Source organism: Polynucleobacter sp. MWH-UH35A (assembly GCF_018687075.1).
GTDB lineage: Bacteria > Pseudomonadota > Gammaproteobacteria > Burkholderiales > Burkholderiaceae > Polynucleobacter.
Genome location: NZ_CP061285.1, coordinates 85,399 through 109,328 on the forward strand (window position 1 = coordinate 85,399; position 23,930 = coordinate 109,328).

The following is a 23,930-nucleotide window of genomic DNA, read 5'->3' on the forward strand; positions in this document are numbered from 1 at the left end:
CCCCTCGGAAATACTATGACTACAAACTTAAATTCAGATCTTCGCCCAATCGCTCAAGGTCTATATGACCCTAGTAATGAGCATGACGCATGCGGCGTAGGATTCGTTGCACACATCAAAGGTAAGAAATCTCATGAGATCGTTTCTCAGGGATTAAAGATTCTTGAAAACTTAGATCACCGGGGAGCGGTTGGTGCCGATCCTTTGATGGGTGACGGTGCTGGCATCTTGATTCAGATTCCAGATACTTTGTATCGTGAAGAAATGGCCAAGCAAGGTGTGACCTTGCCACCCTTAGGTGAGTACGGCGTTGGTATGATTTTCTTGCCAAAAGAGCATGCGTCTCGTTTGGCATGTGAGCAAGAATTGGAGCGCACTGTCCGCTTAGAAGGTCAAGTAGTCTTAGGTTGGAGAGATGTTCCGGTAGATGTGAAATTACCGATGTCTCCAACGGTGCAAATGACAGAGCCATTTATTCGTCAAATTTTTATTGGGCGTGGCCGCGACATCATGACAACCGATGCGCTTGAGCGTAAGTTGTACGTGATTCGGAAGACAGCAAGTCATGCAATTCAAGATCTGCATCTTAAGCATGGCAAAGAATATTTTGTTGCTTCAATGTCTGCTAGAACCATTGTTTACAAGGGTTTGCTGTTAGCTAACCAAGTTGGTGCTTATTACCAAGACTTGCAAGATAAACGCACAGTTTCTGCGCTTGCATTAGTGCATCAACGTTTCTCTACCAACACTTTCCCTGCATGGGAATTGGCGCACCCTTACCGCATGATTGCGCATAACGGTGAGATCAATACTGTTAAAGGTAACGTTAATTGGGTGAATGCGCGTGAGGGTGCAATTAGCTCCCCAGTGCTTGGCGAAGATTTGCAAAAACTTTGGCCATTAATTTATCCAGGCCAATCAGACACTGCGTGTTTCGATAACTGTTTAGAGTTATTAGTAATGTCTGGCTACCCATTGGCGCAAGCCATGATGATGATGATTCCTGAAGCGTGGGAACAGCATGCCTTGATGGACGACAATCGTCGTGCCTTCTATGAATACCATGCAGCAATGATGGAGCCATGGGATGGTCCTGCTGCAATGGCGTTTACTGATGGTCGTCAAATTGGCGCCACTTTGGATCGCAATGGTTTGCGTCCAGCACGTTATTACGTAACTGATGACGACCTCGTCATCATGGGTTCTGAGGCTGGTGTATTGCCAATTCCTGAAAGCAAGATCGTTCAAAAATGGCGTCTGCAACCAGGCAAGATGTTCATGATCGACATGGAGCAGGGTCGAATCATTGATGACGTTGAGCTGAAGAACGCCGTTTCTAAGGCCAAGCCATACAAGAGCTGGATTGATGCGGTTCGCGTTAAGTTGGATGAGGTTGATGCCAGCAAAGCGGATTTGGTTGATGAGAAAACTACGATTCGTCCAGCAGCTAAATTATTAGATCGCCAACAGGCATTCGGTTACACGCAGGAAGACATTAAATTCCTGATGGCGCCGATGGCCATGAATGGTGAGGAGGCTATCGGCTCAATGGGTAATGACAGCCCATTGGCAGTTCTTTCTAATAAGAACAAGCCGCTCTATAACTATTTCAAGCAATTATTTGCACAAGTTACCAATCCTCCAATCGATCCGATTCGCGAGAACATGGTGATGTCATTGGTTTCTTTCATTGGGCCTAAGCCGAATTTGTTAGACACTAATAACATTAACCCTCCAATGCGCTTGGAAGTCAGCCAGCCAATTTTGGATTTTGATGACATCACTAAGATTCGTCATATTGGTCACTACACCAATGGCAAGTTCCGTTCTTATGAATTGGATATCTGCTATCCAGCGTCATGGGGTAAGGCTGGCATTGAGGCTCGCTTGGCATCTTTGTGTGCTGAAGCTGCGGATGCGGTTCGTTCTGGTTACAACATTTTGATCGTGAGCGACCGTCAAGTTGATGAAAAGCATGTTGCAATCCCTGCGTTGTTGGCAACTTCTGCAATTCATCAGCATTTAGTGCAAAAAGGTCTGCGTACTAGCGTTGGCTTAGTTGTAGAAACTGGCAGCGCCCGCGAGACGCATCACTTTGCACTCCTTGCTGGTTATGGTGCTGAAGCCGTTCATCCATACCTTGCAATGGAAACTTTGGCAGAGATGGCTAAAGGCTTGTCTGGCGATTTGTCTGCAGAAAAAGCAGTTAAGAACTTTGTCAAAGCAATTGGTAAGGGCTTACAAAAAGTGATGTCCAAGATGGGCATCTCTACTTACATGTCTTACACCGGCTCACAAATTTTTGAGGCGATTGGTTTAAACCGCGACATTATTGATCAGTACTTCAAAGGCACTCCATCCAATGTTGGTGGTATTGGTGTGTTTGAAGTAGCGGAAGAGGCGTTGCGCATGCATTCAGCTGCATTTGGTAATGACCCAGTGCTAACTAATATGCTCGATGCTGGTGGTGAGTATGCTTTCCGTATTCGTGGTGAAAACCACATGTGGACTCCCGATACGATTGCGAAGTTGCAGCACTCCACACGTATTGGTGCTGAGAAGGGTTATCAGACTTATAAAGAGTACGCCAACATCATCAATGATCAAACTAAGCGTCAAATGACTTTGCGCGGTTTGTTTGAGTTTAAGATTGATCCAGCAAAAGCGATTCCATTAGACGAAGTTGAGCCTGCAAAAGAAATCGTCAAACGCTTTGCAACCGGTGCGATGTCATTGGGCTCGATCTCCACAGAAGCGCATGCTACTTTGGCGATTGCAATGAACCGTATTGGCGGTAAGTCCAATACTGGTGAGGGCGGCGAAGATCCAAACCGTTATGTGAATGAACTCAAAGGCATTCCGATCAAGAAGGGTGAGTCTTTAGCCAGCATCTTGGGCAATGACGTGGTTGAGGCAAATATTCCATTGCAAGATGGCGACTCATTACGTTCGAAGATTAAGCAAGTTGCTTCCGGTCGTTTTGGTGTAACTACTGAATATTTACGTTCTGCAGATCAGATTCAGATCAAGATGGCACAAGGTGCTAAGCCTGGTGAAGGCGGTCAATTGCCTGGTGGTAAGGTCTCTGATTACATCGGTAAGTTGCGTTTTTCAGTGCCTGGTGTTGGCTTGATTTCTCCACCTCCGCACCATGATATTTACTCAATTGAAGATATCGCTCAGTTGATTCATGACTTGAAGAACGTCAATCCAAAAGCGGACGTTTCTGTGAAGTTGGTTTCTGAAGTCGGTGTTGGCACAGTTGCTGCCGGTGTTGCGAAAGCAAAAGCAGATCACGTAGTGATCGCTGGCCATGATGGTGGTACTGGCGCATCCCCACTATCTTCAATCAAGCACGCTGGTTCCCCATGGGAGTTGGGCTTGGCAGAAACACAGCAAACCTTGGTTCTCAATGGTTTGCGTAGCCGCATTCGTGTTCAGGCTGACGGCCAAATGAAAACTGGTCGCGACGTAGTCATCGGTGCTTTGTTAGGTGCTGATGAGTTTGGTTTTGCAACAGCCCCATTGGTTGTTGAGGGTTGCATCATGATGCGTAAGTGTCATTTGAATACCTGTCCAGTAGGGGTTGCTACACAAGATCCTGAATTGCGTAAGAAATTCTCAGGTAAGCCAGAGCATGTTGTGAACTTCTTCTTCTTTATTGCTGAAGAGGCTCGCGAGATCATGGCGCAATTAGGCATCCGCAAATTTGATGACTTAATTGGTCGCGTTGATTTGTTAGATACCCGCAAAGGTATCGAGAACTGGAAAGTGCATGGTTTGGATTTCAGCAAGATCTTCGCTGAGCCAGAAGTTGCTGCCGAAGTTCCACGTTATCAAGTGTTGACCCAGGATCATGGTTTAACAAGCGCGCTCGACAATATCTTGATTGAGAAGAGTGAGCCGGCCTTAGAGCGTGGTGAGAAGGTTTCCTTCATTGTTCCAGTGAAGAATGTAAACCGCACTGTAGGTGCCATGCTTTCTGGCGAAGTGGCTCAACGTTATGGTCATGCAGGATTGCCGGATGACACTATCCACATTCAGTTGAATGGCACGGCTGGTCAAAGTTTTGCCGCATTCTTGGCGCGTGGTATCACTTTAGATTTGGTTGGTGATGGCAATGACTATGTTGGTAAAGGCTTGTCTGGTGGTCGTGTGATTGTGCGTGCTCCTCATGAGTTCCGTGGCGATACAGCCAAGAACATCATTGTGGGCAACACCGTTCTTTATGGTGCGATTGCAGGCGAATCGTTCTTTAATGGCGTAGCGGGCGAACGCTTCGCAGTGCGCAACTCTGGCGCCACTACTGTTGTTGAAGGCACTGGTGACCACGGTTGCGAATACATGACCGGTGGCACCGTGGTCGTGTTGGGTTCAACAGGCCGTAACTTTGCAGCTGGTATGAGCGGCGGTATTGCCTATGTTTATGACGAAGATGGTTTGTTCGACAAGCGTTGCAATACCAGCATGGCGACTTTGGAAAAAGTCCTACCTTCTGCTGAGCAGATTGCCAAGTTGCCGAAGTCTGAGTGGCACGCTCCTGTAGATGTGAAAGATGGCGGTGAGCGCTTAACCGACGAGCAAATCTTGAAGGGCTTGATTGAGCGTCATTTCCGCCACACTGGCTCTGAGCGCGCTAAAGCAATCTTGGCCGATTGGGAAAATTCCCGTGGTCGTTTTGTGAAAGTTCTCCCAACCGAGTACAAACGTGCTCTCGGTGAGTTGTGGGAAAAGGCTCAAAACAAAACCGTTGCGGCATAAGCCACTTAATCAATAAAGATATTAAGAAAAGATACTAAGGATTCGATATGGGTAAGGTCACTGGATTTATGGAGTTTGAGCGCGTCGATGAAACATACGAAGCGCCGGTTAAACGTCTCCATCACTACAAAGAATTCGTTGCTGCTTTAACTGACGAAGAGGCTAAAGTTCAGGGCGCACGTTGTATGGACTGCGGTATCCCGTTCTGTAACAATGGCTGCCCAGTAAACAACATCATTCCTGATTTCAATGATTTGGTATTCCATAGTGATTGGAAGAATGCATTAGATGTTTTGCAATCCACCAACAACTTCCCAGAATTTACTGGCCGTATTTGTCCGGCTCCATGTGAAGCTGCGTGCACTTTGGGAATTAATAGCACTGCGGTTGGTATCAAGTCCATTGAGCATGCCATTATTGATAAGGGTTGGGAAAGTGGTTGGGTTAAGCCCCAGCCATCTAAAACTAAGACCGGCAAGAAAGTGGCGATTGTTGGTGGTGGACCTGCAGGTATGGCTGCTGCACAGCAATTGGCGCGTGTTGGCCATGATGTAACTGTGTTTGAGAAGAATGACCGCATTGGTGGCTTGCTCCGTTATGGAATTCCTGATTTCAAAATGGAAAAGTGGTTGATTGATCGTCGCGTTGAGCAGATGCAGGCTGAAGGCGTGAAATTTGAAACGGGCGTGTTTGTTGGTAAAGAGGCGATTGGTGCTGAAGTAAAAAATTACTCCAACAAGACAGTTTCACCAGAACAGTTGATGAAAGACTTTGATGCAGTGGTCATTACTGGTGGCGCAGAGCAGCCCCGTGATTTGCCAGTCCCGGGTCGTGAGTTAGCTGGAGTGCACTTTGCATTGGAATTCCTGATCCCACAAAATAAAGAAAATGCTGGTGATTTTAAAAATGAAATTCGTGCAACCGATAAGCATGTAGTTGTTATCGGTGGTGGCGATACAGGCTCTGACTGTGTAGGCACTTCAAACCGTCATGGCGCTACCAAGATCACTCAGTTTGAATTGCTCCCACAACCTCCAGAAGTAGAGAATAAGCCTTTGGTATGGCCCTATTGGCCAACAAAGTTGCGCACTTCTTCTTCTCATGAAGAAGGTTGTGATCGCGACTGGTCAGTAGGAACTAAGCGTTTTGAAGGTAAAAACGGCAAAGTTGAGAAGTTGATCGGTGTTCGTTTGGAGTGGAAAGACGGCAAGATGTCAGAAGTGCCAAACTCTGAATTTGAGATCAAGGCAGATTTAGTGCTTTTGGCAATGGGCTTTGTATCCCCAGTTCAGCAGGTGCTCAATGCCTTTGGCGTTGAAAAAGATGCGCGCGGCAATGCTAAAGCGACTGTAGATGGTCAAAATGCCTATCAAACGAATGTTCCAAAGGTATTTGCAGCTGGAGATATGCGACGCGGACAGTCCTTGGTAGTTTGGGCGATTCGTGAAGGCCGTCAATGTGCCCGTTCAGTAGACGAGTATTTAATGGGGTCTTCTGTTTTACCTCGATAATGTCGAGGATATGAACAGTGGTCAGCCAAACTCCTTGGATGTAAGCAAGCAAGCTGCAGGAGAAGTTGTCGTCTCAATTAAAGACGTCAACTTTTCATATGCTCCTGGAGAGCGGCAGATTTTGTCCGGACTCAATATGGAGTTTCGACGTGGCCAAGTAGTTGCGGTAATGGGTGGTTCGGGCTGCGGCAAGACCACCATTCTTCGCCTCATAGGCGGACAATATAACGCTCAATCTGGTCAAGTTCTGTTTGAGGGCCAAGATGTCGGCAAGATGAATAGTGCTGAGTTAATGGCTGCTCGTCGACGTATGGGTATGTTGTTTCAATTCGGCGCCTTGTTTACCGATCTAAGCGTTTTTGAAAACGTAGCTTTTCCATTGCGGGAACATACCGATCTCAGTGAAGAACTATTGCGTTCATTGGTGTTGATGAAACTCAATGCAGTAGGTTTGCGCGGCGCGCGTGATTTAATGCCATCGCAAATTTCAGGCGGCATGGCAAGGCGTGTTGCGCTTGCAAGAGCGATTGCTTTGGATCCCCCGCTGATCATGTATGACGAGCCATTTGCTGGTCTGGACCCTATTTCGCTTGGTATTACTGCACGCTTGATTCGTGATCTGAATAATGCCCTGGGAGCCACGAGTTTATTGGTTACGCACGATGTTGAAGAGACTTTTGCCATCGCTGATTATGTTTATTTCATTGCGAATGGTCGCATTGGTGCCGAAGGAACTCCTGAAGAGTTAAGTCGCTCCACTGATCCGTTTGTCAGACAGTTTTTAGATGCGGCACCTGATGGGCCGGTGCCATTCCATTATCCAGGAACAAGTCTAGAAGAAGATTTTGGAGTGAGGGCACCATGAATGCACTCCTAAATTTATTTGGCGACCTTGGATTTTTTGTGCGCCGTAATTTAAGCAGTCTTGGTTTGGCTGCACGCATGTTTGTGGCAGTGGTTGTGCGTTCAGGATTTCTACTCAAAAGACCCCGTTTGGTGATTGATCAGATTCTGTTTGTTGGTAATCACTCTTTTGTCATCATTGCAGTTTCCGGTTTGTTTGTGGGCTTTGTTTTAGGTTTGCAGGGCTATTACACCTTAAATCGTTATGGTTCAGAACAGGCGCTCGGCTTGTTGGTTGCTCTCTCATTAACCCGCGAGTTGGGTCCAGTAATTACTGCTTTATTGTTTGCGGGTAGAGCAGGCACATCTTTAACTGCTGAGATCGGATTGATGAAGGCTGGGGAGCAATTGACTGCTATGGAGATGATGGCAGTTGATCCTTTGGGGCGTGTGATTGCACCACGACTCTGGGCAGGCATTATTTCCATGCCAATTCTGGCAACGATCTTTACAGCAGTCGGTGTTTTAGGCGGCTATCTTGTGGGCGTCCCTCTTATTGGGGTGGATTCAGGGGCTTTTTGGTCCCAAATGCAGGGCGGAGTTGATCTGTTCTCTGACATTGGCAATGGCTTAATAAAAAGCATGGTGTTTGGTGTAGCGGTGACATTTATTGCCCTTTATCAGGGTTATGAATCAAAGCCGACTCCCGAAGGCGTTTCGCAGGCAACCACCCGTACGGTGGTGATCTCTTCTTTATCGGTCTTAGCATTGGATTTCTTGCTGACCGCGATGATGTTCTCAAATTAGAAAGAATAAACTGAGGCTCTTATGAGAAAAAGTGCAATTGACATCTGGGTAGGAATCTTTGTTGCCATTGGTTTGCTGGCAGCGTTATTTCTTGCGCTGAAGGTTGGGAATATGAATGCTGTGTCATTCGCTCCAACATACAAAATTTCTGCACGCTTTGACAATATCGGCGGCTTAAAACCGCGTGCGCCAGTGAAAAGCGCTGGCGTAGTGGTTGGCAGAATTGCCAACATTTCTTTCGATGACAAGACTTATCAGGCAACAGTAGTGATGACGATTGAAGATTCTTTTAAGTTTCCAAAAGATTCCTCCGCAAAGATTTTGACATCGGGTTTGTTAGGCGAGCAGTACATCGGCCTAGAAGCAGGTGGTTCCGACGACATGTTGGCTAACGGAGAGAAGATTTCTCAAACCCAATCTGCGATTGTTTTAGAAAACCTGATTAGTCAATTTCTCTATAACAAAGCAGCAGATAGCGGCCAAGAAAAAGGCGCAGCAAAGTGAAGCAGTTGGTGTTGCGCAAAATCAAGGCGGCAATTTTGCTTGGCTTGATTACAGCTATGATTGGGTGCGCATCCATTCCTGCTGGTGCAGAGCGTTCCCCCCAAGATCCTTGGGAGCCATTCAATCGTTCGGTATTTGAATTTAACGAAGGCTTAGATGCTTATCTTTTGAAGCCGGTGGTAGCGGGTTATCGCTTTGTGCTCCCGGAATTTGTGCGCGACGGAATTTACAACTTCTTTAGTAACTACAACGATATTTACACCGCACTTTTTAACTTGTTGCAGGGCAAGCCAGATTTTGCCTTTAATGACTTTATGCGAGTGGTGGTGAATACAACGATGGGATTAGGCGGCCTTATCGATTTGGCAACCCCAGGCGGTCTTGAAAAACATAAAGAGGACTGGGGTCAAACTTTAGGTGTTTGGGGTGTGCCCTCGGGCCCTTATGTGGTTCTCCCTTTCTTTGGTCCAAGCAATGTGCGAGATACTTTTGGAACGGTTGCCGATTTAGAGTCGGATTATCTATTTAGACTCTTGCCAGATGTGGCCTTGCGTAATAGTTTGACAGGCTTGCGTGTAGTGAATGCGCGTAATACTTACTATGAGGCGGGTGACTTATTGGATGGCGCTGCAATTGATAAATACAGCTTTATGCGGGATGCCTATATTCAAAGGCGAGCGTATCAAATTAACGAGGGGCGAGATGATGAAGAGCCCCTCATGCCGGTTTACGAGAATCCCTATCAATAAGTCAAAAGAAACAAGCGGCCAGCAAGTTTTTTGAAGTGGCTAAAATGGGTCTCAACATAGTCAAAGATCATCTACAGGAAATATGAAAACATTTAAAAAAGTCTACAACCTCCTGTTTGCAGGCCTAATGCTTGTATCTAGCGCTGTTTTTGCTCAAACACCTGATCAAGCAACCCCACCAGACGCTTTAATTAAGATGGTTGTAACCGAGGTGATGGCAACCGTTAAGGCTGATCCAGATATTCAAAAGGGCAATATTCCGAAGATTGTGGATTTGGTTGAAAAGAAAATTGTTCCATACACCGATATGCGTCGCACTACAGAAATGGCAATGGGTCCTAATTGGAAAAAGGCAACGCCAGAACAACAGGCTCAATTAACTTCTGAATTTAAGAATCTGCTCATTCGCACCTACTCTGGCGCTTTGAGTCAATTGCGCGATCAGACAGTGCAATTTAAAGCTTTGCGTGCCGCTCCGGACGATAAAGAGGTAGTTGTGAAGACGGTGGTGCTTGGTCGTGGTGATCCCGTACCTTTGGACTATCGCCTTGAGAAAACAGCAAATGGTTGGAAGGTGTACGACATGAACATCATGGGTGTTTGGTTGGTAGAGGCCTATCGCAATCAATTTTCCAATCAAATCAGTCAAAACGGTATTGAGGGTCTTGTGAAATTCTTGCAGGACCGTAATAAACAATTGGCTAGCGCAAAACCTGCTAATTAATTGTTAAGCACAGAGATCATGCCTTTTCTTTTGCCCAAAAAAGTAACGCAAGAAAATGCCTTGCAGTTGCAGAAAGAAGGCCTGTTGAATAGCCCTAATCTGCAGTCGATTGATTGTTCAGTGCTCGTGGATTTTGATTCCACCGTGTTGACAGTTCTATTGGCCTGGCAAAAAAAGCTCGCTGCTGAAGGCAAGATGATTAAAATCGAGCACGCACCCGAGAAGCTAAAGGTCTTGGCTGGTGTTTATGGCGTTGCTCCATTGCTAGGTTTGTAATGGCGATGCATTCTGCAATATCTATCCAAAATATTTCTAAGCAGTACGGAGCCCTTCAGGCTCTGGATGACGTGTCTTTGGCTATTGAGCCCGGAGAATTTTTTGGTTTACTGGGCCCTAATGGCGCAGGTAAGACAACTTTGATTTCTATTTTGGCTGGTCTGGTTAGACCAAGTCATGGCCACGCAGCCATTATGGGCGCTGATGTTCAGAAGGGCTTTCGGGAGGCGCGCCGCATGCTCGGTGTGGTTCCCCAAGAGTTAGTCTTCGACCCCTTTTTTACTGTACGTGAAACATTGCGTTTTCAGTCGGGATACTTTGGCATACGCAATAACGATGCGTGGATAGATGAGATCATGGCCAATCTTGATCTCAGCTCTAAAGCGGATAGTAATATGCGCTCTTTATCTGGCGGCATGAAGCGTCGAGTGCTTGTCGCACAGGCTCTAGTGCACAGACCCCCAGTCATTATTTTGGATGAGCCTACTGCTGGAGTCGACGTTGAGTTACGCCAATCCTTATGGCAATTTATTAGCAGACTCAATCAAGATGGTCACACGATTGTTTTAACTACGCATTACTTGGAAGAGGCTGAAGCTTTATGTCAGCGCATTGCCATGCTCAAGCAGGGCAAAATTGTGGCGCTTGATACCACCGCTAATCTGCTCAGTCGATATGGTTCCATTAAAAAAGATGGTGAAGGTAAAACCGATCTAGAAGAAGTCTTTGTCAATATTATGTCCGGGGGCGCTTTATGAAGCATGACATAAATAGACCGGCTTTGGAATACGGCAGTGGCTTTCCGACTTTGTTGTTCAAAGAAATAAAGCGCTTTTATAAAGTGGCCTTTCAGACTGTGGCAGCGCCAGTGCTTACCGCCGTACTGTATCTCATGATCTTCGGGCATGTGCTTGAAGGCAGGGAAGTATATGGCCGCTTGAGTTATACCGCCTTTTTAATTCCAGGTCTTGTGATGATGAGTGTTTTGCAAAATGCATTTGCAAATACGTCATCTTCTTTAATTCAGTCAAAGGTTACAGGCAATCTGGTGTTCGTTTTATTGGCCCCCTTAAGTCACCTTGAGTTCTACGCTGCTTACATCTTGGCAGCAGTATTTCGCGGAATTGTTGTTGGCTTAGGTGTTCTACTGATCACTATCTGGTTCGCTATGCCTACCCTGGAATATCCGTTGTGGATTTTGGTGTTTGCCTTCTTGGGTGCGGCAATCTTGGGAAGTCTTGGCTTAATAGCGGGCATTTGGGCTGATAAGTATGACCAGTTAGCCGCCTTTCAGAACTTCATCATCATGCCTGCGACGATGTTATCGGGCGTCTTCTATTCCATTCACTCTTTGCCGCCGGCGTGGCAAGTGGTATCGCACTTCAACCCTTTCTTTTACATGATTGATGGCTTCCGTTACGGTTTCTTTGGGGTTTCGGACAACTCGCCTTGGAGTAGCTTGGTGATTGTGTTCTGTTTCTTTGTAGTGGTGTCAGTGATTGCTTTACGCCTGCTGCAAAAGGGCTATAAGCTCCGTTATTAATTATTTACACCCAGTTTTATTTGGAGAAGAAATGCTACCCACCCCAGAACAGATTGAAGGCTATATCAAGCAAGGCATTCAGTGCACTCATATACAAGTTGAGGGTGACGGCCAACACTTTTTTGCAACCATTGTGAGTCCTGAATTTGAAGGCAAGCGTTTAGTGCAACGTCATCAACTGGTATACGGCGCAATGGGCGATCGCATGAAAGCAGAGGTGCATGCCCTATCCATCAAAGCATTTACACCTGAAGAGTTTGCGCAAAACTCAACAGCATAAAAATTACCTCATTGCGCATCAAACATCGAGCATCAATAACAAAGTTTTTACTGGAATCGTTTCATGGATAAATTACGAATGGTTGGCGGAACACCCCTCAAGGGTGAGGTAGTGATTGCCGGCGCTAAGAACGCTGCCTTACCCATTCTGTGTGCTTGTCTATTGACCGATCAACCAGTCGTGTTGCGCAATGTCCCTGACTTGCAGGATGTGCGTACCATGCTCAAGCTTTTGCAAGAGATTGGTGTCACGGTAGATTTTCCAAATGCTGGTGACCGCAGTCATATGGTCTTGAGCGCAGCAGTGATTAAAAGCTCTGAAGCGACATATGAAATGGTGAAGACCATGCGTGCCTCTATTTTGGTTCTTGGCCCACTCTTAGCCAGAATGCATAGCGCCAAAGTGTCATTGCCTGGTGGCTGCGCCATTGGTGCCCGTCCAGTAGATCAGCATATTAAGGGCCTTAAGGCGATGGGTGCAAGCATCAAGATCAAGGGCGGCTATATTCAAGCGGAAACCAAGCCTCAATCAGATCGATTAAAGGGCGCATCAATTTTGACCGACATGATTACTGTGACCGGCACCGAGAATTTGTTGATGGCTGCCACTTTGGCGTCCGGCACTACTGTTCTAGAAAATGCCGCACGCGAGCCTGAGGTTGGTGACTTAGCTGAACTACTAGTCAAGATGGGCGCGAAGATTTCGGGCATAGGCAGCGATCGCTTAGTTATTGAAGGTGTTGAAAAACTGCATGGTGCAGAGCATTCAGTGATTCCTGATCGTATTGAGGCGGGCACATTCTTGTGTGCGGTTGCCGCCACCGGTGGTGAGATCACAGTGAAGCATTGCCGTCCTGATACTTTGGATGCGGTGATTGTGAAACTAAAGGAAGCTGGTCTGCAGATGGAAATTGGTTCCGATTGGATTAAGGCTTCGATGCAAGGGCGTCCTAAAGCGGTCAGTTTCCGTACTTCTGAGTACCCAGCCTTTCCAACGGATATGCAGGCCCAGCTGATGACGGTCAACTCCATAGCTTCAGGTAACTCAACCATTACCGAAACAATTTTTGAGAATCGTTTTATGCATGTCCAAGAGCTAAATCGATTGGGTGCGGATATTGCTATCGAAGGTAATACTGCGATCGCCCAGGGGGTGGAAAAACTCTCGGGCGCAATTGTGATGGCTACCGATCTACGTGCCTCAGCTAGCCTAGTGATTGCTGGATTGGCAGCCCAAGGCGAAACACAGGTAGATCGGATTTACCATTTAGATCGTGGGTATGACCGCATGGAGCATAAGTTAACCCTCTTGGGCGCCAATATTGAGCGTATAAAGTAAGGCTGATGGATAATTAGTCCATGAAATTGACTTTAGCGCTCTCCAAAGGGCGCATCTTCGAAGAAACTGCAGAGATCTTATCTAAGGTCGGTATTGTGCCGCTGGAAGATCCTGAGAAGTCACGCAAACTCATCATTGAGACCTCCAAGCCAGATGTTCGCCTAATCATTGTTCGTGCCTCCGATGTGCCTACCTATGTTCAATTTGGCGGCGCTGATTTTGGCGTTGCTGGCCTAGACGTATTGATGGAAAAAGGCGCCGACGGACTTTATGTGCCTTATGACTTAGATATTGCTAAGTGCCGCATGTCTGTGGCTGTGCGTGAAGGCTTTGATTACGCCGCTGCTGTAAAACAAGGATCGCGCTTAAAAGTGGCTACTAAGTATGTCAATTGCGCACGTGAACACTTTGCTAATAAAGGCGTGCATATCGATACGATTCAGTTGTATGGTTCGATGGAGCTCGCGCCTCTAGTCGGTCTGGCGGATGCCATCGTCGATTTAGTTTCTACAGGTAACACATTAAAAGCCAATGGGCTGGTTGAAGTTGAGCCAATCGCTGATATCAGTGCTCGCCTTGTAGTCAACCAAGCTTCGTACAAACGCAAGCGTGCGCAGCTACAGCCTATCTTTGAGTTGCTGAAGTAATCAGTAGCCAACCAGAGGTTTTATCCATGTCTGCAAATATCAACGTTAAGCGCCTCAATAGCAAGGATGCGGGGTTCAGAGACATTCTGCTATCTAGCCTTTCCTTGCCTACAGCCGATGACGAAGCCATCGATGCTGCGGTAGTCAAGATTTTGGCGGCCGTCAAAGATAAGGGTGACGAAGCGGTTCTGGGTTTTACAAAACAATTCGATCGTTTGAATGTTGTAAGCGTTTCCGAATTAGAGATTCCTCGCAAAGATTTAGAGCAGGCATACCTCTCTTTATCTACTGAACAAAAAAGTGCGCTGGATATTGCCGCGCAAAGAGTTCGCGCATATCACGAGCAGCAAAAGATTGAAGCAGGTTGCCATTCTTGGGAATATGAAGAGAAAGATGGCACGCGCCTGGGTCAAAAAGTAACTCCATTAGATCGTGTTGGTATTTATGTGCCAGGCGGTAAAGCCGCTTATCCATCCTCAGTGTTGATGAATGCCATTCCTGCAAAAGTAGCAGGTGTTGCTGAAGTCATGATGGTGGTGCCAACCCCTGATGGTGCTCGTAACCCTTTAGTTCTGGCCGCAGCCTATCTATCTGGCGTTGATCGTGTCTTTACGATCGGCGGTGCTCAAGCTGTTGGCGCTCTAGCTTACGGCACGAAAACTATTCCATCAGTCGATAAAATTGTTGGCCCTGGTAATGCCTATGTAGCTGCAGCAAAGCGCCGAGTATTTGGTACGGTAGGTATCGATATGATTGCTGGCCCTTCAGAAATCTTGGTTCTCTGTGATGGATCTACTAACCCTGATTGGGTTGCTATGGATTTGTTCTCACAGGCGGAACATGATGAGCAAGCACAATCAATCTTGCTGTGTCCGGATGCTGCATACATTGAGCAAGTGCAAGCAAGTATCAATAAGCTCCTGCCAAAAATGCCACGAGCGAAAGTGATTGAAGCATCACTCACAAATCGGGCCTTATTGATTCAGGTGAACGATATGGCGGAGGCATGCGAAATTGCGAATGCAATTGCAGCTGAGCACTTGGAGATTTGCGCTGCGGATCCGCGTAAGTGGGTAGAGAAAATTCGTCACGCTGGCGCCATCTTTATGGGCAACTACACTAGTGAGTCATTAGGCGATTACTGCGCCGGACCTAACCATGTCTTGCCCACCGCACGAACTGCACGCTTCTCTTCGCCATTAGGTGTGTATGACTTCATTAAGCGCTCGAGCATGATTGAAGTCAGTGAAGCTGGTGCCCAGGCCTTAGGTGCTGTGGCAAGCACTTTGGCTCATGGTGAGGGCTTACAAGCTCACGCCCGTGCAGCTGAGATGCGACTAAAAAAGTAAGCGCACAATCAATTTACGCTTACTAGTTAATTCAATATCTAACTGAGTATTTCTCTTAAAGCAGCGACGAGTTCGTTGCTTTGTTGATCTGTGCCAATCGTAATGCGCAAGAATTCATCTATGCGCGCAGATGTAAAGTGACGCACGATGATGCCACGGTCACGTAATGCTTGATACAGTGCCACGCCAGCATGCTTAGGGTGGCGAGTAAAAATAAAGTTAGCAGTGGAAGGCAATGTTTCAAATCCCAAAGTGTTGAGTTGCTCAACTAACTTAGTACGTGTTTTGATTACCTTGGCTGAGGTCTCTTGCAGATGTGCTTGATCTTCAATGGCCGCAATAGCTCCGGCTTGAGCAAGACGCCCTAGTGGGTAGGAGTTAAAGCTATTTTTTACTCGCTCTAATCCTTCAATCAGGTCTGGATGACCAACCGCAAAGCCAACCCTTAGACCAGCTAGAGCGCGAGATTTGGAGAGCGTATGAACAACTAGAAGATTTTCTGGGCAGTCCTGGCCACGCAATAGCGGAATGCAAGATTCTGTTCCGTAATCTACATAGGCTTCGTCAATGACCAACACTGAATCTTTGTTGCGCGATAGTAGGCCTTCGATTTCTGAACGAGGAAGAGATCTGCCAGTTGGGGCATTTGGGTTTGGAAAAATGATTCCACCGTTCGGTGCTTTGTAGTCAGTCGTGTTGATTTCAAACTTTTCATTTAGAGGAATGGTTTGGTAATCAATGCCAAAAAGTTTGCAGTAGACGGGATAGAAGCTATACGTAATATCCGGAAAATGTACTGGCTTACTTTGCTTGAGTAATCCAGCAAACACGTGTGCCAATACTTCATCTGAACCGTTGCCTAAAAACACTTGTTTCGGATCTAGGCCATGCAATTTAGCGATAGCTTGTTTAAGGGCCACCCCTTCTGGGTCAGGATAAAGGCGTAAATCTGCGGTATTTTGACTTTCGATTGCCGCTAAAGCTTTTGGTGAAGGACCATATGGACTTTCATTGGTATTGAGTTTGACCAGCCGCTGCATTTGCGGTTGCTCCCCTGGCACGTAAGGGGTTAGGGTTTGAACAACGGGGCTCCAAAAACGGCTCATGGGGGTTCTCAGGTCAAAAAACAGGATGAAAGTACGGCAATGTCGATATTTATATTTTCTCTTGGAATGATATTATGAGGCTTCAATCAACACTTCGCCTCGCGGCGCAATGAAGCATGCGGCAAGCTGACGTTACCCGAAACACTTCGGAAACCAAAATTCAGATTTCCATCAATTTAGATGGTACCGGTAAGGCTGAGCTCGCCTCTGGCGTTCCTTTCCTAGACCATATGTTGGATCAAATTGCCCGTCACGGCATGATTGACCTCAAAGTGGTTGCCAACGGTGATACCCATATTGATGACCATCACACCGTTGAGGATGTGGGCATTACTCTTGGGCAGGCCTTTGCCAAAGCAGTGGGTGATAAGGCTGGCATTACTCGCTATGGCCACTCTTATGTGCCTCTTGATGAGACCCTCTCTCGAGTTGTGATTGATTTTTCTGGTCGACCTGGTTTGGAATTCAATGTTCCATTTACACGCGCTCGTGTGGGTGACTTTGATGTGGATTTGAGCATCGAGTTCTTCCGTGGTTTTGTGAACCATGCTGGGGTGACTTTGCACATCGATAACTTACGCGGTATTAATGCGCATCACCAGATTGAAACGGTATTCAAAGCTTTTGGTCGCGCTCTGCGTATGGCCTTGGCAGTCGATCCTCGTGCATCTGGCTCTATTCCTTCAACCAAAGGCAGCCTCTAATCTAGATCTTCTAGTTGCCCGTTAGATAACAGCAAAGATAGGCTCAATTTTGGCGCAAACCATTGCGATCGTTGATTATGGAATGGGCAATCTCCGTTCTGTGTATCAGGCATTTCATCATGTTGCACCCAATGACAATGTACTGATTGCGCATCAGCCCGAAGACATTCGTTCTGCGGATCGCGTAGTTTTGCCCGGCCAAGGCGCAATGCCAGATTGCATGAGGCATCTTGAGGAGTCGGGATTATTGGAGGCCTTACTAGAGGCATCTAAAACTAAACCGCTCCTAGGCGTTTGTGTTGGCGAGCAAATGCTATTTGATAAAAGTGCGGAGGTGCGTGCTGGTGAGCAATGGACGCCATGCTTAGGTTTAATTCCTGGTGAAGTGCGTCGTTTTGATTTAGCTGGCCAAAAGCAAGCCGATGGATCTGCTTATAAGGTGCCACACATGGGCTGGAATCAGGTGCGTCAAGATCAACAGCACCCCATTTGGTCTGGTATCCCAGATTTGACGAGCTTTTACTTTGTGCACAGTTACTATGTTGTGCCGCAGCGCAATGATAACGTTGCTGGATCTACCGAATACGGTGATTGGTTTACTTCTGCGGTGGCGCGAGATAATATTTTTGCTACACAATTCCATCCAGAAAAAAGTGCAGAATACGGATTAAAGCTTTATCAGAATTTTGTTTCTTGGAAACCTTAATATTTATTACCTTTTGCTATGCTGCTGATTCCCGCAATTGATCTCAAAGACGGCCACTGCGTTCGACTCGAACAAGGTGATATGGATAAAGCCACGGTTTTTTCTGAAGATCCGGGTGCAATGGCGGCGCACTGGATAAGCAAAGGTGCGCGACGTTTGCATTTAGTTGATCTGAATGGCGCATTTGCTGGCAAGCTCAAAAATGAATCTGCTATCAAATCGATCCTTAAAGCGGTTGGTGATGAGATCCCGGTGCAACTTGGTGGTGGTATTCGTGATCTGGAAACAATTGAACGCTTGCTGGATGACGGTATCAGCACGGTCATCATCGGAACTGCAGCAGTGAAGAATCCTGGTTTTGTACAAGATGCTTGCACAGCATTTCCAGGTCATGTCATGGTTGGTTTAGATGCCCGCGACGGTAAGGTGGCGACTGATGGCTGGAGCAAGATCACTGGTCACGAAGTGATTGACCTTGCCAAGAAATTTGAAGACTGGGGTGTTGAAGCCATTATCTATACCGACATTGGACGCGACGGCATGCTCAAAGGTGTGAACATTGACGCGACAGTCAAGTTGGCGCAAGCAATTCGCATTCCTGTGATTGCGAGCGGCGGCCTATCCAATAACCAAGATATTGATGCGCTCTGTAAGGCAGAAGAAGAGGGTGTCATGGGTGTTATCGCTGGCCGCTCAATTTACGCTGGCGATCTTGATTTGGCGGCTGCCCAAAAATACGCTGATGAGTTGACACTCAAATATAAAAAGAAAATTATCTAGTGTTAACCAAGCGAATTATTCCTTGCCTCGATGTCACAGCAGGGCGCGTAGTTAAGGGTGTGAACTTTGTTGGTCTGCGTGACGCAGGCGATCCCGTTGAAATTGCTAAACGGTATGACACACAAGGCGCTGACGAACTCACCTTTTTGGATATCACGGCGACCTCTGATGGGCGCGATCTGATTTTGCACATTATTGAAGATGTGGCATCACAAGTATTTATTCCCCTCACCGTTGGTGGTGGAGTGCGCGCTGTTGCTGACGTGCGTCGCTTACTCAATGCTGGTGCAGACAAAGTGAGCATGAATTCTTCTGCGGTTGCCAATCCGGATTTGGTCTCAGATGCGGCTGCCTATTACGGCTCCCAATGCATTGTGGTGGCGATTGATGCCAAACAAACAGAGGCTGGTAATTGGGAAGTATTTACTCATGGTGGCAGAACGGCTACCGGTATGGATGTGGTTGAATGGGCCAAAGAGGTTGCTCAACGTGGCGCTGGTGAAATTCTTTTAACCAGTATGAATCGCGATGGCAGTAAAGATGGTTTTGACTTGGCACTTACTGCCGCAGTGAGTGATGCTGTTTCTGTGCCAGTGATTGCCTCTGGTGGCGTGGGTAATTTGCAGCATTTAGTTGATGGGATTACCAAAGGCCATGCAGATGCAGTATTAGCTGCAAGTATCTTTCATTATGGTGAATACACAGTAGGCCAGGCAAAAGAATATATGGCTGCCCAAAGTATTCCGGTTCGAATTTAAGTAACCACAGGCATTTTTAGTAAGTTCACGCTATTGCCTGTAAAGTTTAGGTATGAGTGAATCCAAAACCACCTTCAGCCCCATTAAATCCCTAGAAGCCGGCTCGTGGCTCGATGCTGTCACTTGGAATGAGCAAGGCTTGGTTCCAGTTATTGCCCAAGAGGTGGGCAGTAAAGATATTTTGATGATGGCTTGGATGAATCGTGATGCTTTGCTGGAAACCTTGCGTTTAGGCGAGGCGGTTTATTGGACTCGCTCTAGACAAAAGCTTTGGCACAAAGGTGAAGAATCTGGCCATACTCAAAAAGTAAAAGAAATCCGCTTGGATTGTGACGGCGATACTATTTTGCTTTTAGTGGATCAAAAAGATGGTATTGCTTGCCACACAGGCGAACATAGTTGTTTCTTTTTGCAGTGGGACTCTGCAAAGGCTGCTTGGGTTGATGAGTCCAAAAATAAAAAGTAATGGTGAAGCCCCGCTTACAAAAGACATAAAATGATCGTATGACAAGCTCAACAAACAAATCTTCCAATCTTGACTCAGCCTTAGCCCACTTGGCTGATGTGGTGGATCAGCGTCGTGATGCGTTCAAGGCAGGTCAAGCGGATCCCAAAACTTCTTATACCGCTTTGCTCTTTTCTAAGGGTGACGATGCGATTTTGAAGAAGATTGGCGAAGAAGCAACCGAAGCTGTAATGGCTGCCAAGGATGTGCGAAATTCTAATTTATCTCCTGATGAGCAAAAGTTGTTAGTTGGTGAAATGGCGGATTTATGGTTTCACTGCTTAATTGCTTTATCTCAATTTAATCTACGTCCAGAAGATGTGATTGCTGAGCTGGATCGCCGCTTGGGAACTTCTGGTATTGAAGAAAAGGCTGCTAGAAAAGCTGCTGGTAAGGAATAGCTAATAAATAGCAGCGTAATGACTACGGAATAAACATGTCGCACGACCCCAATTGCCTGTTTTGTAAGATTTCTCAAGGTTTGATCCCTTCCCAGAAGGTCTATGAGGATGAAGAAGTCTACGCTTTTAAAGATATCAACCCAGCGGCCCCGGTTCATTTTTTGATGATTCCTAAAAAACACATACCCATGTTGGAGTCTGCAGAAAGCGCTGATGCCCCTTTGCTGGGTAGAATGATGGAATTAGCACCCCGACTTGCCAAAGAGCAGGGTTGTCGTCCTGGCAAGGATGGCGGCTTTAGATTAATGGTGAACAATGGTGCGGATGGTGGGCAGGAGGTTTATCACTTGCATTTACATGTGATGGGCGGTCCCCGCCCCTGGAAAAAATAATCCAAGGAGATTAAAGATGGGTTCATTTAGCATTTGGCATTGGTTAATTGTGTTGGTCATTGTGATGTTGGTATTTGGTACCAAAAAGTTGCGCAACATCGGTCAAGACTTAGGTGGTGCTGTCAAGGGCTTTAAAGATGGCATGAAGTCATCCGAGGAGCCTAAAGAGCAAATTCAACAAAGTTCTGCTACAGCAGAAAAAACTGTTGATGTGCAGGCAAAAGACGTAAACAAATAAACAATAAGTAATTAATAAATCACTGAAGCGCAATAGAAGCTGATGCAGCTTAAACATGACTGAGTTAAATGATTGATCTCGGAGTTTCAAAACTTGCGCTGATTGCTGTAGTTGCATTGGTAGTGGTGGGGCCAGAGCGCTTGCCAAAAGTAGCGCGCATGGCCGGTAATTTGTTTGGTCGTGCACAACGCTATATGGCCGATGTTAAGTCTGAAGTTAATCGCCAGATGGAAGTCGAGGAATTTAAAAAGTTTCGTGAAGAAACTGCTGCCACCCTGAAGGAGGTTGAAAATAGTATTGGCTCAACGGTTCAAGAGGCGGGAGCCAATTTAAGCGATCAGGCTGATATTTTCGAAACCAGTTTTGAGAAACCGCCGCTCGATGAGAAAGAAGTTTTTCAAAAAACGAAACGCCAAGGTCGCAAAAGCTGGGGTGTGCGCCGTGCTGCAAGACCAGTCTGGTTTAAGCGCTCTGCAGGCATTCGTACTCGCGTGCAATCTGGTGCAGCCAGAATGAAGCGCTTTCACCATAGCGCTGGTAAATAAATATAGTTCGCATGACTGAAAACAATTCAACCGAAGACTCGGGATTACAAGAAACTTTTCTTTCCCACTTATTTGAATTACGTGATCGCGTAATTAAGGCGGCGCTCGCTATTATTGTGGTCTTTGTTTGCCTTGTTTACTGGGCGCCAGATATTTTCCATTTATTCGCACAGCCATTATTAGAGGCTCTGCCTGCTGGCGGCAAGATGATTGTGACCGATGTGACAGGCTCATTTTTTGTACCCATGAAAGTCACCATGCTTGTGGCATTTCTGATTGCATTACCGGTAGTGATGTATCAGCTCTGGGCTTTCATTGCGCCGGGCTTATATTTGCATGAAAGAAAACTCATTCTGCCTTTGGTAGTGAGTAGCTATACCTTATTCATCATTGGTATGGCATTCGCTTACTTCTTAGTCTTCCCAACAGTATTTAAATTCATGGCTAGCTATAACGCGCCCCTAGGCGCGGAGATGTCGACTGACATCGATAACTATTTAAGTTTTGCTATGACAACCTTCTTGGCATTTGGTATCACCTTTGAGGTGCCAGTTGTTGTGGTTGTATTGGTGCGTATGGGTATGGTGCCCCTGGCTAAGCTTAAAGAAATTCGTCCTTATGTCATTGTGGGTGCTTTTGTGATCTCGGCAATTGTGACGCCGCCAGATGTGCTCTCACAATTATTACTAGCAGTGCCTATGACCTTGCTTTATGAATTGGGCCTGCTCATTTCACGCTTTTACGTGCCCAAACCATCTGAGGATGAATCAGCAGCCAGTTAATTGGCAGTCGGCGGTCGATTAATCGATCTCTACGTTTACTTGATTCTTAGAAAAAGTACTCGTTAACCAATTGGTGACCCGATCAAAGCGATAGCGTCTTTGGCGTAAATTGCCTTCTAGATCTATTTCGGAGCCGGCAAAGGCCTTACCTGCCGCCAAAAGAGCGCGACGCTGTTGAATCGTCTCAATCTGAATCAACCGCGGCAAAATCTTTGGTAGCTCCCATCGTATATCAACCACTACACAATGCTCATGCTGGAGTTGTCCCACTTCGCACAACAATAATTCTGCTTTACTGAAGTTAAATTGATTAGCAATGATGATGCGGTGACAAAGCAAGAGCCAATCTTCGTCTAGTTTATGTTCGGCATGGTGATTAAGTGCCTCTTCAGCATACCCAGCCAATTCAAACCATTCATTCGATTTGGGATTGGGGCAACTTTCTAAAATCTTGCTTAATAATTCTTTTGCTTCTGGGACGCCTTGCTGGTGTGCTTGCCATACCCAGTAGGAGGCTTGTAATCCACGCACCTTTTCTTCGCTTTTTTCGCGCTTGCGCCAAAGATTGGCGCCTTTACGTAGTTGCGCTTGTGCATGACCAAGATCGGCGGCACGATCAATACAACGATCACTCTCTGCAGCGTTGTATCCAGAAAATTGTGGGCGACGATAAATTTCACCAAGAGCGTACCAAGCATCTCGATCACCATCTTTGGCGGCAAGCTCTAACCAGTGCGCTGCCTTTTTAAGCGAGGCATTAGATTTTGTTTCGGCTACCTCAACTCGCTCATCGAGTTGTGCAAGTCGCAAGCCCAAAGTGAGTTTTGCAATCGTTAAACCAAGCTCTGCAGCTTGAGTAAGAGCATCTTCATTTTGCTCATCAAGCCAAACTTTCCACAATGAGGATAGGGCTTCATTTTTAGGTTGTAGCTTGATCAGCAATTCTTTTGCGTTACTGGTAAAAGAAGAATCGCTTTCTGCAAGCTCATGCAAATATTGCTTAGCGATCTTTTGAATGCTTGAAAAATCCAAGGAAGCGATTTTTTCCGGCAATGAAGATGACGGTTTCTTTTTAAGCCAATCAACCAGTTGGTTTTGAATATCTTGATTTACGGGGTTAATTAGTAAGTTAATAAGTTGCCATTTGGCAGCAAGGTTGGTTGTAGAGCCATCGGCAGATTCGGCTAGCTTCCAAAAAGAACTCCAACCAAACTCAAAAGCAGGTGAATTGAAGGTTTCGGCCAGTGGAATATCGGCAACCTGGCTTAACAAATCAAAAATTTCAGCGCTGGTTGAGCTTTGGTTCTCAAGTAATTGATTTGTAATGGAAAAATATGATTTTTCGAGCCAGATCAGGGCATTGGCTGGCTGAATGGGTGTTTTAAAAGCGCCCGTAAGGTACGCAGAAGCCAGCTTTTGTTGCGCAGAAACGTCACCCAATCGGGCTGAACTCAGGATTTTTAAGAATTCGCGGCTTGCCATATGACAATTTTGGCATCTAGGAGTCATAAAAGACAGAAAACAAAGGTCTTGTTGCCGAGATACAACGAAGAAAGCCAAAAAACTACCTTTTGACAAGCAAAAAGAGCTCCTAAATACCCTGACCCTCAGTCTGGTGAGGCAAAAGAAGCAAAATTCACAGGTCCCAGTTTTATTTGGGCATTACTTTTAATTTTTGGAG

Annotated in this window: 26 protein-coding genes; 24 read left to right on the plus strand and 2 right to left on the minus strand. The window is 46.3% G+C overall.

Features of this window, described 5'->3' with window-relative positions:
* The first annotated feature begins 15 nt into the window (after positions 1 to 15).
* The 14 genes from ICV36_RS00520 (at position 16) to hisD (ending at position 15,332) form a co-directional block, all read left to right on the plus strand.
* Positions 16 to 4,761 carry a glutamate synthase-related protein gene (locus ICV36_RS00520; RefSeq protein ID WP_215400615.1) on the plus strand — a complete coding sequence of 1,582 codons (4,746 nt, stop codon included), beginning with the start codon at positions 16 to 18 and terminating at the stop codon, positions 4,759 to 4,761.
* 47 nt (positions 4,762 to 4,808) lie between these two features.
* Positions 4,809 to 6,272, plus strand: coding sequence for a glutamate synthase subunit beta (locus tag ICV36_RS00525; protein ID WP_215400616.1), 1,464 nt, complete (start codon positions 4,809 to 4,811; stop codon positions 6,270 to 6,272).
* A 10-nt stretch (positions 6,273 to 6,282) separates the two neighbouring features.
* A complete protein-coding gene (locus ICV36_RS00530; protein ID WP_215400617.1) occupies positions 6,283 to 7,137 on the plus strand; it encodes an ABC transporter ATP-binding protein in 855 nt (284 codons plus the stop codon).
* A complete protein-coding gene (gene mlaE / locus ICV36_RS00535; protein WP_215400618.1) occupies positions 7,134 to 7,922 on the plus strand; it encodes a lipid asymmetry maintenance ABC transporter permease subunit MlaE in 789 nt (262 codons plus the stop codon). The genes ICV36_RS00530 and mlaE overlap by 4 nt, the downstream gene beginning before the upstream one ends.
* Positions 7,923 to 7,943: 21 nt before the next feature.
* Positions 7,944 to 8,426, plus strand: coding sequence for an outer membrane lipid asymmetry maintenance protein MlaD (mlaD, locus tag ICV36_RS00540; protein ID WP_215400619.1), 483 nt, complete (start codon positions 7,944 to 7,946; stop codon positions 8,424 to 8,426).
* Complete coding sequence (locus tag ICV36_RS00545) at positions 8,423 to 9,175, plus strand: VacJ family lipoprotein (protein ID WP_251375029.1); 753 nt, start codon at positions 8,423 to 8,425, stop codon at positions 9,173 to 9,175. The genes mlaD and ICV36_RS00545 overlap by 4 nt, the downstream gene beginning before the upstream one ends.
* Positions 9,176 to 9,257: 82 nt before the next feature.
* Complete coding sequence (locus tag ICV36_RS00550) at positions 9,258 to 9,899, plus strand: phospholipid-binding protein MlaC (protein WP_215400620.1); 642 nt, start codon at positions 9,258 to 9,260, stop codon at positions 9,897 to 9,899.
* Between the two features lie 18 nt (positions 9,900 to 9,917).
* Positions 9,918 to 10,175 (plus strand): lipid asymmetry maintenance protein MlaB, encoded by a 258-nt coding sequence (locus tag ICV36_RS00555; RefSeq protein WP_215400621.1) that lies wholly within the window; start codon positions 9,918 to 9,920, stop codon positions 10,173 to 10,175.
* A 5-nt stretch (positions 10,176 to 10,180) separates the two neighbouring features.
* Positions 10,181 to 10,933: an ABC transporter ATP-binding protein gene (locus tag ICV36_RS00560; protein ID WP_215401503.1), complete on the plus strand. Its 753-nt coding sequence runs from the start codon at positions 10,181 to 10,183 to the stop codon at positions 10,931 to 10,933.
* A complete protein-coding gene (locus ICV36_RS00565) occupies positions 10,930 to 11,718 on the plus strand; it encodes an ABC transporter permease (RefSeq protein ID WP_215400622.1) in 789 nt (262 codons plus the stop codon). The genes ICV36_RS00560 and ICV36_RS00565 overlap by 4 nt, the downstream gene beginning before the upstream one ends.
* Positions 11,719 to 11,749: 31 nt before the next feature.
* Complete coding sequence (locus ICV36_RS00570) at positions 11,750 to 11,998, plus strand: BolA family protein (RefSeq protein ID WP_215400623.1); 249 nt, start codon at positions 11,750 to 11,752, stop codon at positions 11,996 to 11,998.
* A gap of 63 nt (positions 11,999 to 12,061) precedes the next feature.
* Positions 12,062 to 13,336, plus strand: coding sequence for a UDP-N-acetylglucosamine 1-carboxyvinyltransferase (gene murA, locus ICV36_RS00575; RefSeq protein WP_215400624.1), 1,275 nt, complete (start codon positions 12,062 to 12,064; stop codon positions 13,334 to 13,336).
* A gap of 20 nt (positions 13,337 to 13,356) precedes the next feature.
* Positions 13,357 to 13,983 (plus strand): ATP phosphoribosyltransferase, encoded by a 627-nt coding sequence (hisG, locus tag ICV36_RS00580; RefSeq protein ID WP_215400625.1) that lies wholly within the window; start codon positions 13,357 to 13,359, stop codon positions 13,981 to 13,983.
* Between the two features lie 26 nt (positions 13,984 to 14,009).
* A complete protein-coding gene (hisD, locus tag ICV36_RS00585) occupies positions 14,010 to 15,332 on the plus strand; it encodes a histidinol dehydrogenase (protein ID WP_215400626.1) in 1,323 nt (440 codons plus the stop codon).
* 38 nt (positions 15,333 to 15,370) lie between these two features.
* Here hisD and hisC read toward each other — a convergent pair whose 3' ends face one another.
* Positions 15,371 to 16,438 carry a histidinol-phosphate transaminase gene (gene hisC, locus ICV36_RS00590; protein WP_215400627.1) on the minus strand — a complete coding sequence of 356 codons (1,068 nt, stop codon included), beginning with the start codon at positions 16,436 to 16,438 and terminating at the stop codon, positions 15,371 to 15,373.
* A 116-nt stretch (positions 16,439 to 16,554) separates the two neighbouring features.
* On the opposite strand from hisC, the gene hisB reads away from it, so the two are divergent.
* From hisB to tatC, 10 genes are all read left to right on the plus strand, one after another.
* On the plus strand, positions 16,555 to 17,142 hold the full coding sequence (gene hisB / locus ICV36_RS00595) for an imidazoleglycerol-phosphate dehydratase HisB (RefSeq protein ID WP_215323729.1): 588 nt from the start codon (positions 16,555 to 16,557) through the stop codon (positions 17,140 to 17,142).
* Between the two features lie 49 nt (positions 17,143 to 17,191).
* On the plus strand, positions 17,192 to 17,848 hold the full coding sequence (gene hisH / locus ICV36_RS00600; RefSeq protein ID WP_215400628.1) for an imidazole glycerol phosphate synthase subunit HisH: 657 nt from the start codon (positions 17,192 to 17,194) through the stop codon (positions 17,846 to 17,848).
* An 18-nt stretch (positions 17,849 to 17,866) separates the two neighbouring features.
* A complete protein-coding gene (gene hisA / locus ICV36_RS00605; RefSeq protein WP_215400629.1) occupies positions 17,867 to 18,628 on the plus strand; it encodes a 1-(5-phosphoribosyl)-5-[(5-phosphoribosylamino)methylideneamino]imidazole-4-carboxamide isomerase in 762 nt (253 codons plus the stop codon).
* Positions 18,628 to 19,386 (plus strand): imidazole glycerol phosphate synthase subunit HisF, encoded by a 759-nt coding sequence (gene hisF, locus ICV36_RS00610; RefSeq protein WP_215400630.1) that lies wholly within the window; start codon positions 18,628 to 18,630, stop codon positions 19,384 to 19,386. Before hisA ends, hisF begins: the two co-directional genes overlap by 1 nt.
* A gap of 52 nt (positions 19,387 to 19,438) precedes the next feature.
* The gene (hisI, locus tag ICV36_RS00615; RefSeq protein WP_215400631.1) at positions 19,439 to 19,852 is read left to right on the plus strand and encodes a phosphoribosyl-AMP cyclohydrolase; all 414 of its coding nucleotides are present in this window, start codon (positions 19,439 to 19,441) and stop codon (positions 19,850 to 19,852) included.
* Between the two features lie 38 nt (positions 19,853 to 19,890).
* Entirely contained in the window at positions 19,891 to 20,292 is a 402-nt protein-coding gene (locus tag ICV36_RS00620) for a phosphoribosyl-ATP diphosphatase (RefSeq protein WP_215400632.1), read from the plus strand.
* Between the two features lie 35 nt (positions 20,293 to 20,327).
* Positions 20,328 to 20,684 (plus strand): histidine triad nucleotide-binding protein, encoded by a 357-nt coding sequence (locus ICV36_RS00625; RefSeq protein WP_215400633.1) that lies wholly within the window; start codon positions 20,328 to 20,330, stop codon positions 20,682 to 20,684.
* Positions 20,685 to 20,700: 16 nt separating this feature from the next.
* Entirely contained in the window at positions 20,701 to 20,922 is a 222-nt protein-coding gene (gene tatA, locus ICV36_RS00630; RefSeq protein ID WP_215400634.1) for a Sec-independent protein translocase subunit TatA, read from the plus strand.
* A gap of 68 nt (positions 20,923 to 20,990) precedes the next feature.
* Positions 20,991 to 21,467, plus strand: a complete 477-nt coding sequence (tatB, locus tag ICV36_RS00635; protein ID WP_215400635.1) for a Sec-independent protein translocase protein TatB — start codon at positions 20,991 to 20,993, stop codon at positions 21,465 to 21,467.
* An 11-nt stretch (positions 21,468 to 21,478) separates the two neighbouring features.
* Positions 21,479 to 22,249 carry a twin-arginine translocase subunit TatC gene (tatC, locus tag ICV36_RS00640; protein ID WP_215400636.1) on the plus strand — a complete coding sequence of 257 codons (771 nt, stop codon included), beginning with the start codon at positions 21,479 to 21,481 and terminating at the stop codon, positions 22,247 to 22,249.
* A gap of 18 nt (positions 22,250 to 22,267) precedes the next feature.
* Here tatC and ICV36_RS00645 read toward each other — a convergent pair whose 3' ends face one another.
* A complete protein-coding gene (locus ICV36_RS00645) occupies positions 22,268 to 23,731 on the minus strand; it encodes a tetratricopeptide repeat protein (RefSeq protein WP_215400637.1) in 1,464 nt (487 codons plus the stop codon).
* Between the last annotated feature and the right edge of the window lie 199 nt (positions 23,732 to 23,930).

Bases quoted from the DNA above. Each gene is read 5' to 3' on its own strand.
- ICV36_RS00520 (WP_215400615.1), top strand. From the start codon at position 16: ATGACTACAAACTTAAATTCAGATCTTCGCCCAATCGCTCAAGGTCTA.
- ICV36_RS00525 (WP_215400616.1), top strand. From the start codon at position 4,809: ATGGGTAAGGTCACTGGATTTATGGAGTTTGAGCGCGTCGATGAAACA.
- ICV36_RS00530 (WP_215400617.1), top strand. From the start codon at position 6,283: ATGAACAGTGGTCAGCCAAACTCCTTGGATGTAAGCAAGCAAGCTGCA.
- mlaE (WP_215400618.1), top strand. From the start codon at position 7,134: ATGAATGCACTCCTAAATTTATTTGGCGACCTTGGATTTTTTGTGCGC.
- mlaD (WP_215400619.1), top strand. From the start codon at position 7,944: ATGAGAAAAAGTGCAATTGACATCTGGGTAGGAATCTTTGTTGCCATT.
- ICV36_RS00550 (WP_215400620.1), top strand. From the start codon at position 9,258: ATGAAAACATTTAAAAAAGTCTACAACCTCCTGTTTGCAGGCCTAATG.
- ICV36_RS00555 (WP_215400621.1), top strand. From the start codon at position 9,918: ATGCCTTTTCTTTTGCCCAAAAAAGTAACGCAAGAAAATGCCTTGCAG.
- ICV36_RS00560 (WP_215401503.1), top strand. From the start codon at position 10,181: ATGCATTCTGCAATATCTATCCAAAATATTTCTAAGCAGTACGGAGCC.
- ICV36_RS00565 (WP_215400622.1), top strand. From the start codon at position 10,930: ATGAAGCATGACATAAATAGACCGGCTTTGGAATACGGCAGTGGCTTT.
- ICV36_RS00570 (WP_215400623.1), top strand. From the start codon at position 11,750: ATGCTACCCACCCCAGAACAGATTGAAGGCTATATCAAGCAAGGCATT.
- murA (WP_215400624.1), top strand. From the start codon at position 12,062: ATGGATAAATTACGAATGGTTGGCGGAACACCCCTCAAGGGTGAGGTA.
- hisG (WP_215400625.1), top strand. From the start codon at position 13,357: ATGAAATTGACTTTAGCGCTCTCCAAAGGGCGCATCTTCGAAGAAACT.
- hisD (WP_215400626.1), top strand. From the start codon at position 14,010: ATGTCTGCAAATATCAACGTTAAGCGCCTCAATAGCAAGGATGCGGGG.
- hisC (WP_215400627.1), bottom strand. From the start codon at position 16,438: ATGAGCCGTTTTTGGAGCCCCGTTGTTCAAACCCTAACCCCTTACGTG.
- hisB (WP_215323729.1), top strand. From the start codon at position 16,555: ATGCGGCAAGCTGACGTTACCCGAAACACTTCGGAAACCAAAATTCAG.
- hisA (WP_215400629.1), top strand. From the start codon at position 17,867: ATGCTGCTGATTCCCGCAATTGATCTCAAAGACGGCCACTGCGTTCGA.
- hisI (WP_215400631.1), top strand. From the start codon at position 19,439: ATGAGTGAATCCAAAACCACCTTCAGCCCCATTAAATCCCTAGAAGCC.
- ICV36_RS00620 (WP_215400632.1), top strand. From the start codon at position 19,891: ATGACAAGCTCAACAAACAAATCTTCCAATCTTGACTCAGCCTTAGCC.
- ICV36_RS00625 (WP_215400633.1), top strand. From the start codon at position 20,328: ATGTCGCACGACCCCAATTGCCTGTTTTGTAAGATTTCTCAAGGTTTG.
- tatA (WP_215400634.1), top strand. From the start codon at position 20,701: ATGGGTTCATTTAGCATTTGGCATTGGTTAATTGTGTTGGTCATTGTG.
- tatB (WP_215400635.1), top strand. From the start codon at position 20,991: ATGATTGATCTCGGAGTTTCAAAACTTGCGCTGATTGCTGTAGTTGCA.
- tatC (WP_215400636.1), top strand. From the start codon at position 21,479: ATGACTGAAAACAATTCAACCGAAGACTCGGGATTACAAGAAACTTTT.
- ICV36_RS00645 (WP_215400637.1), bottom strand. From the start codon at position 23,731: ATGGCAAGCCGCGAATTCTTAAAAATCCTGAGTTCAGCCCGATTGGGT.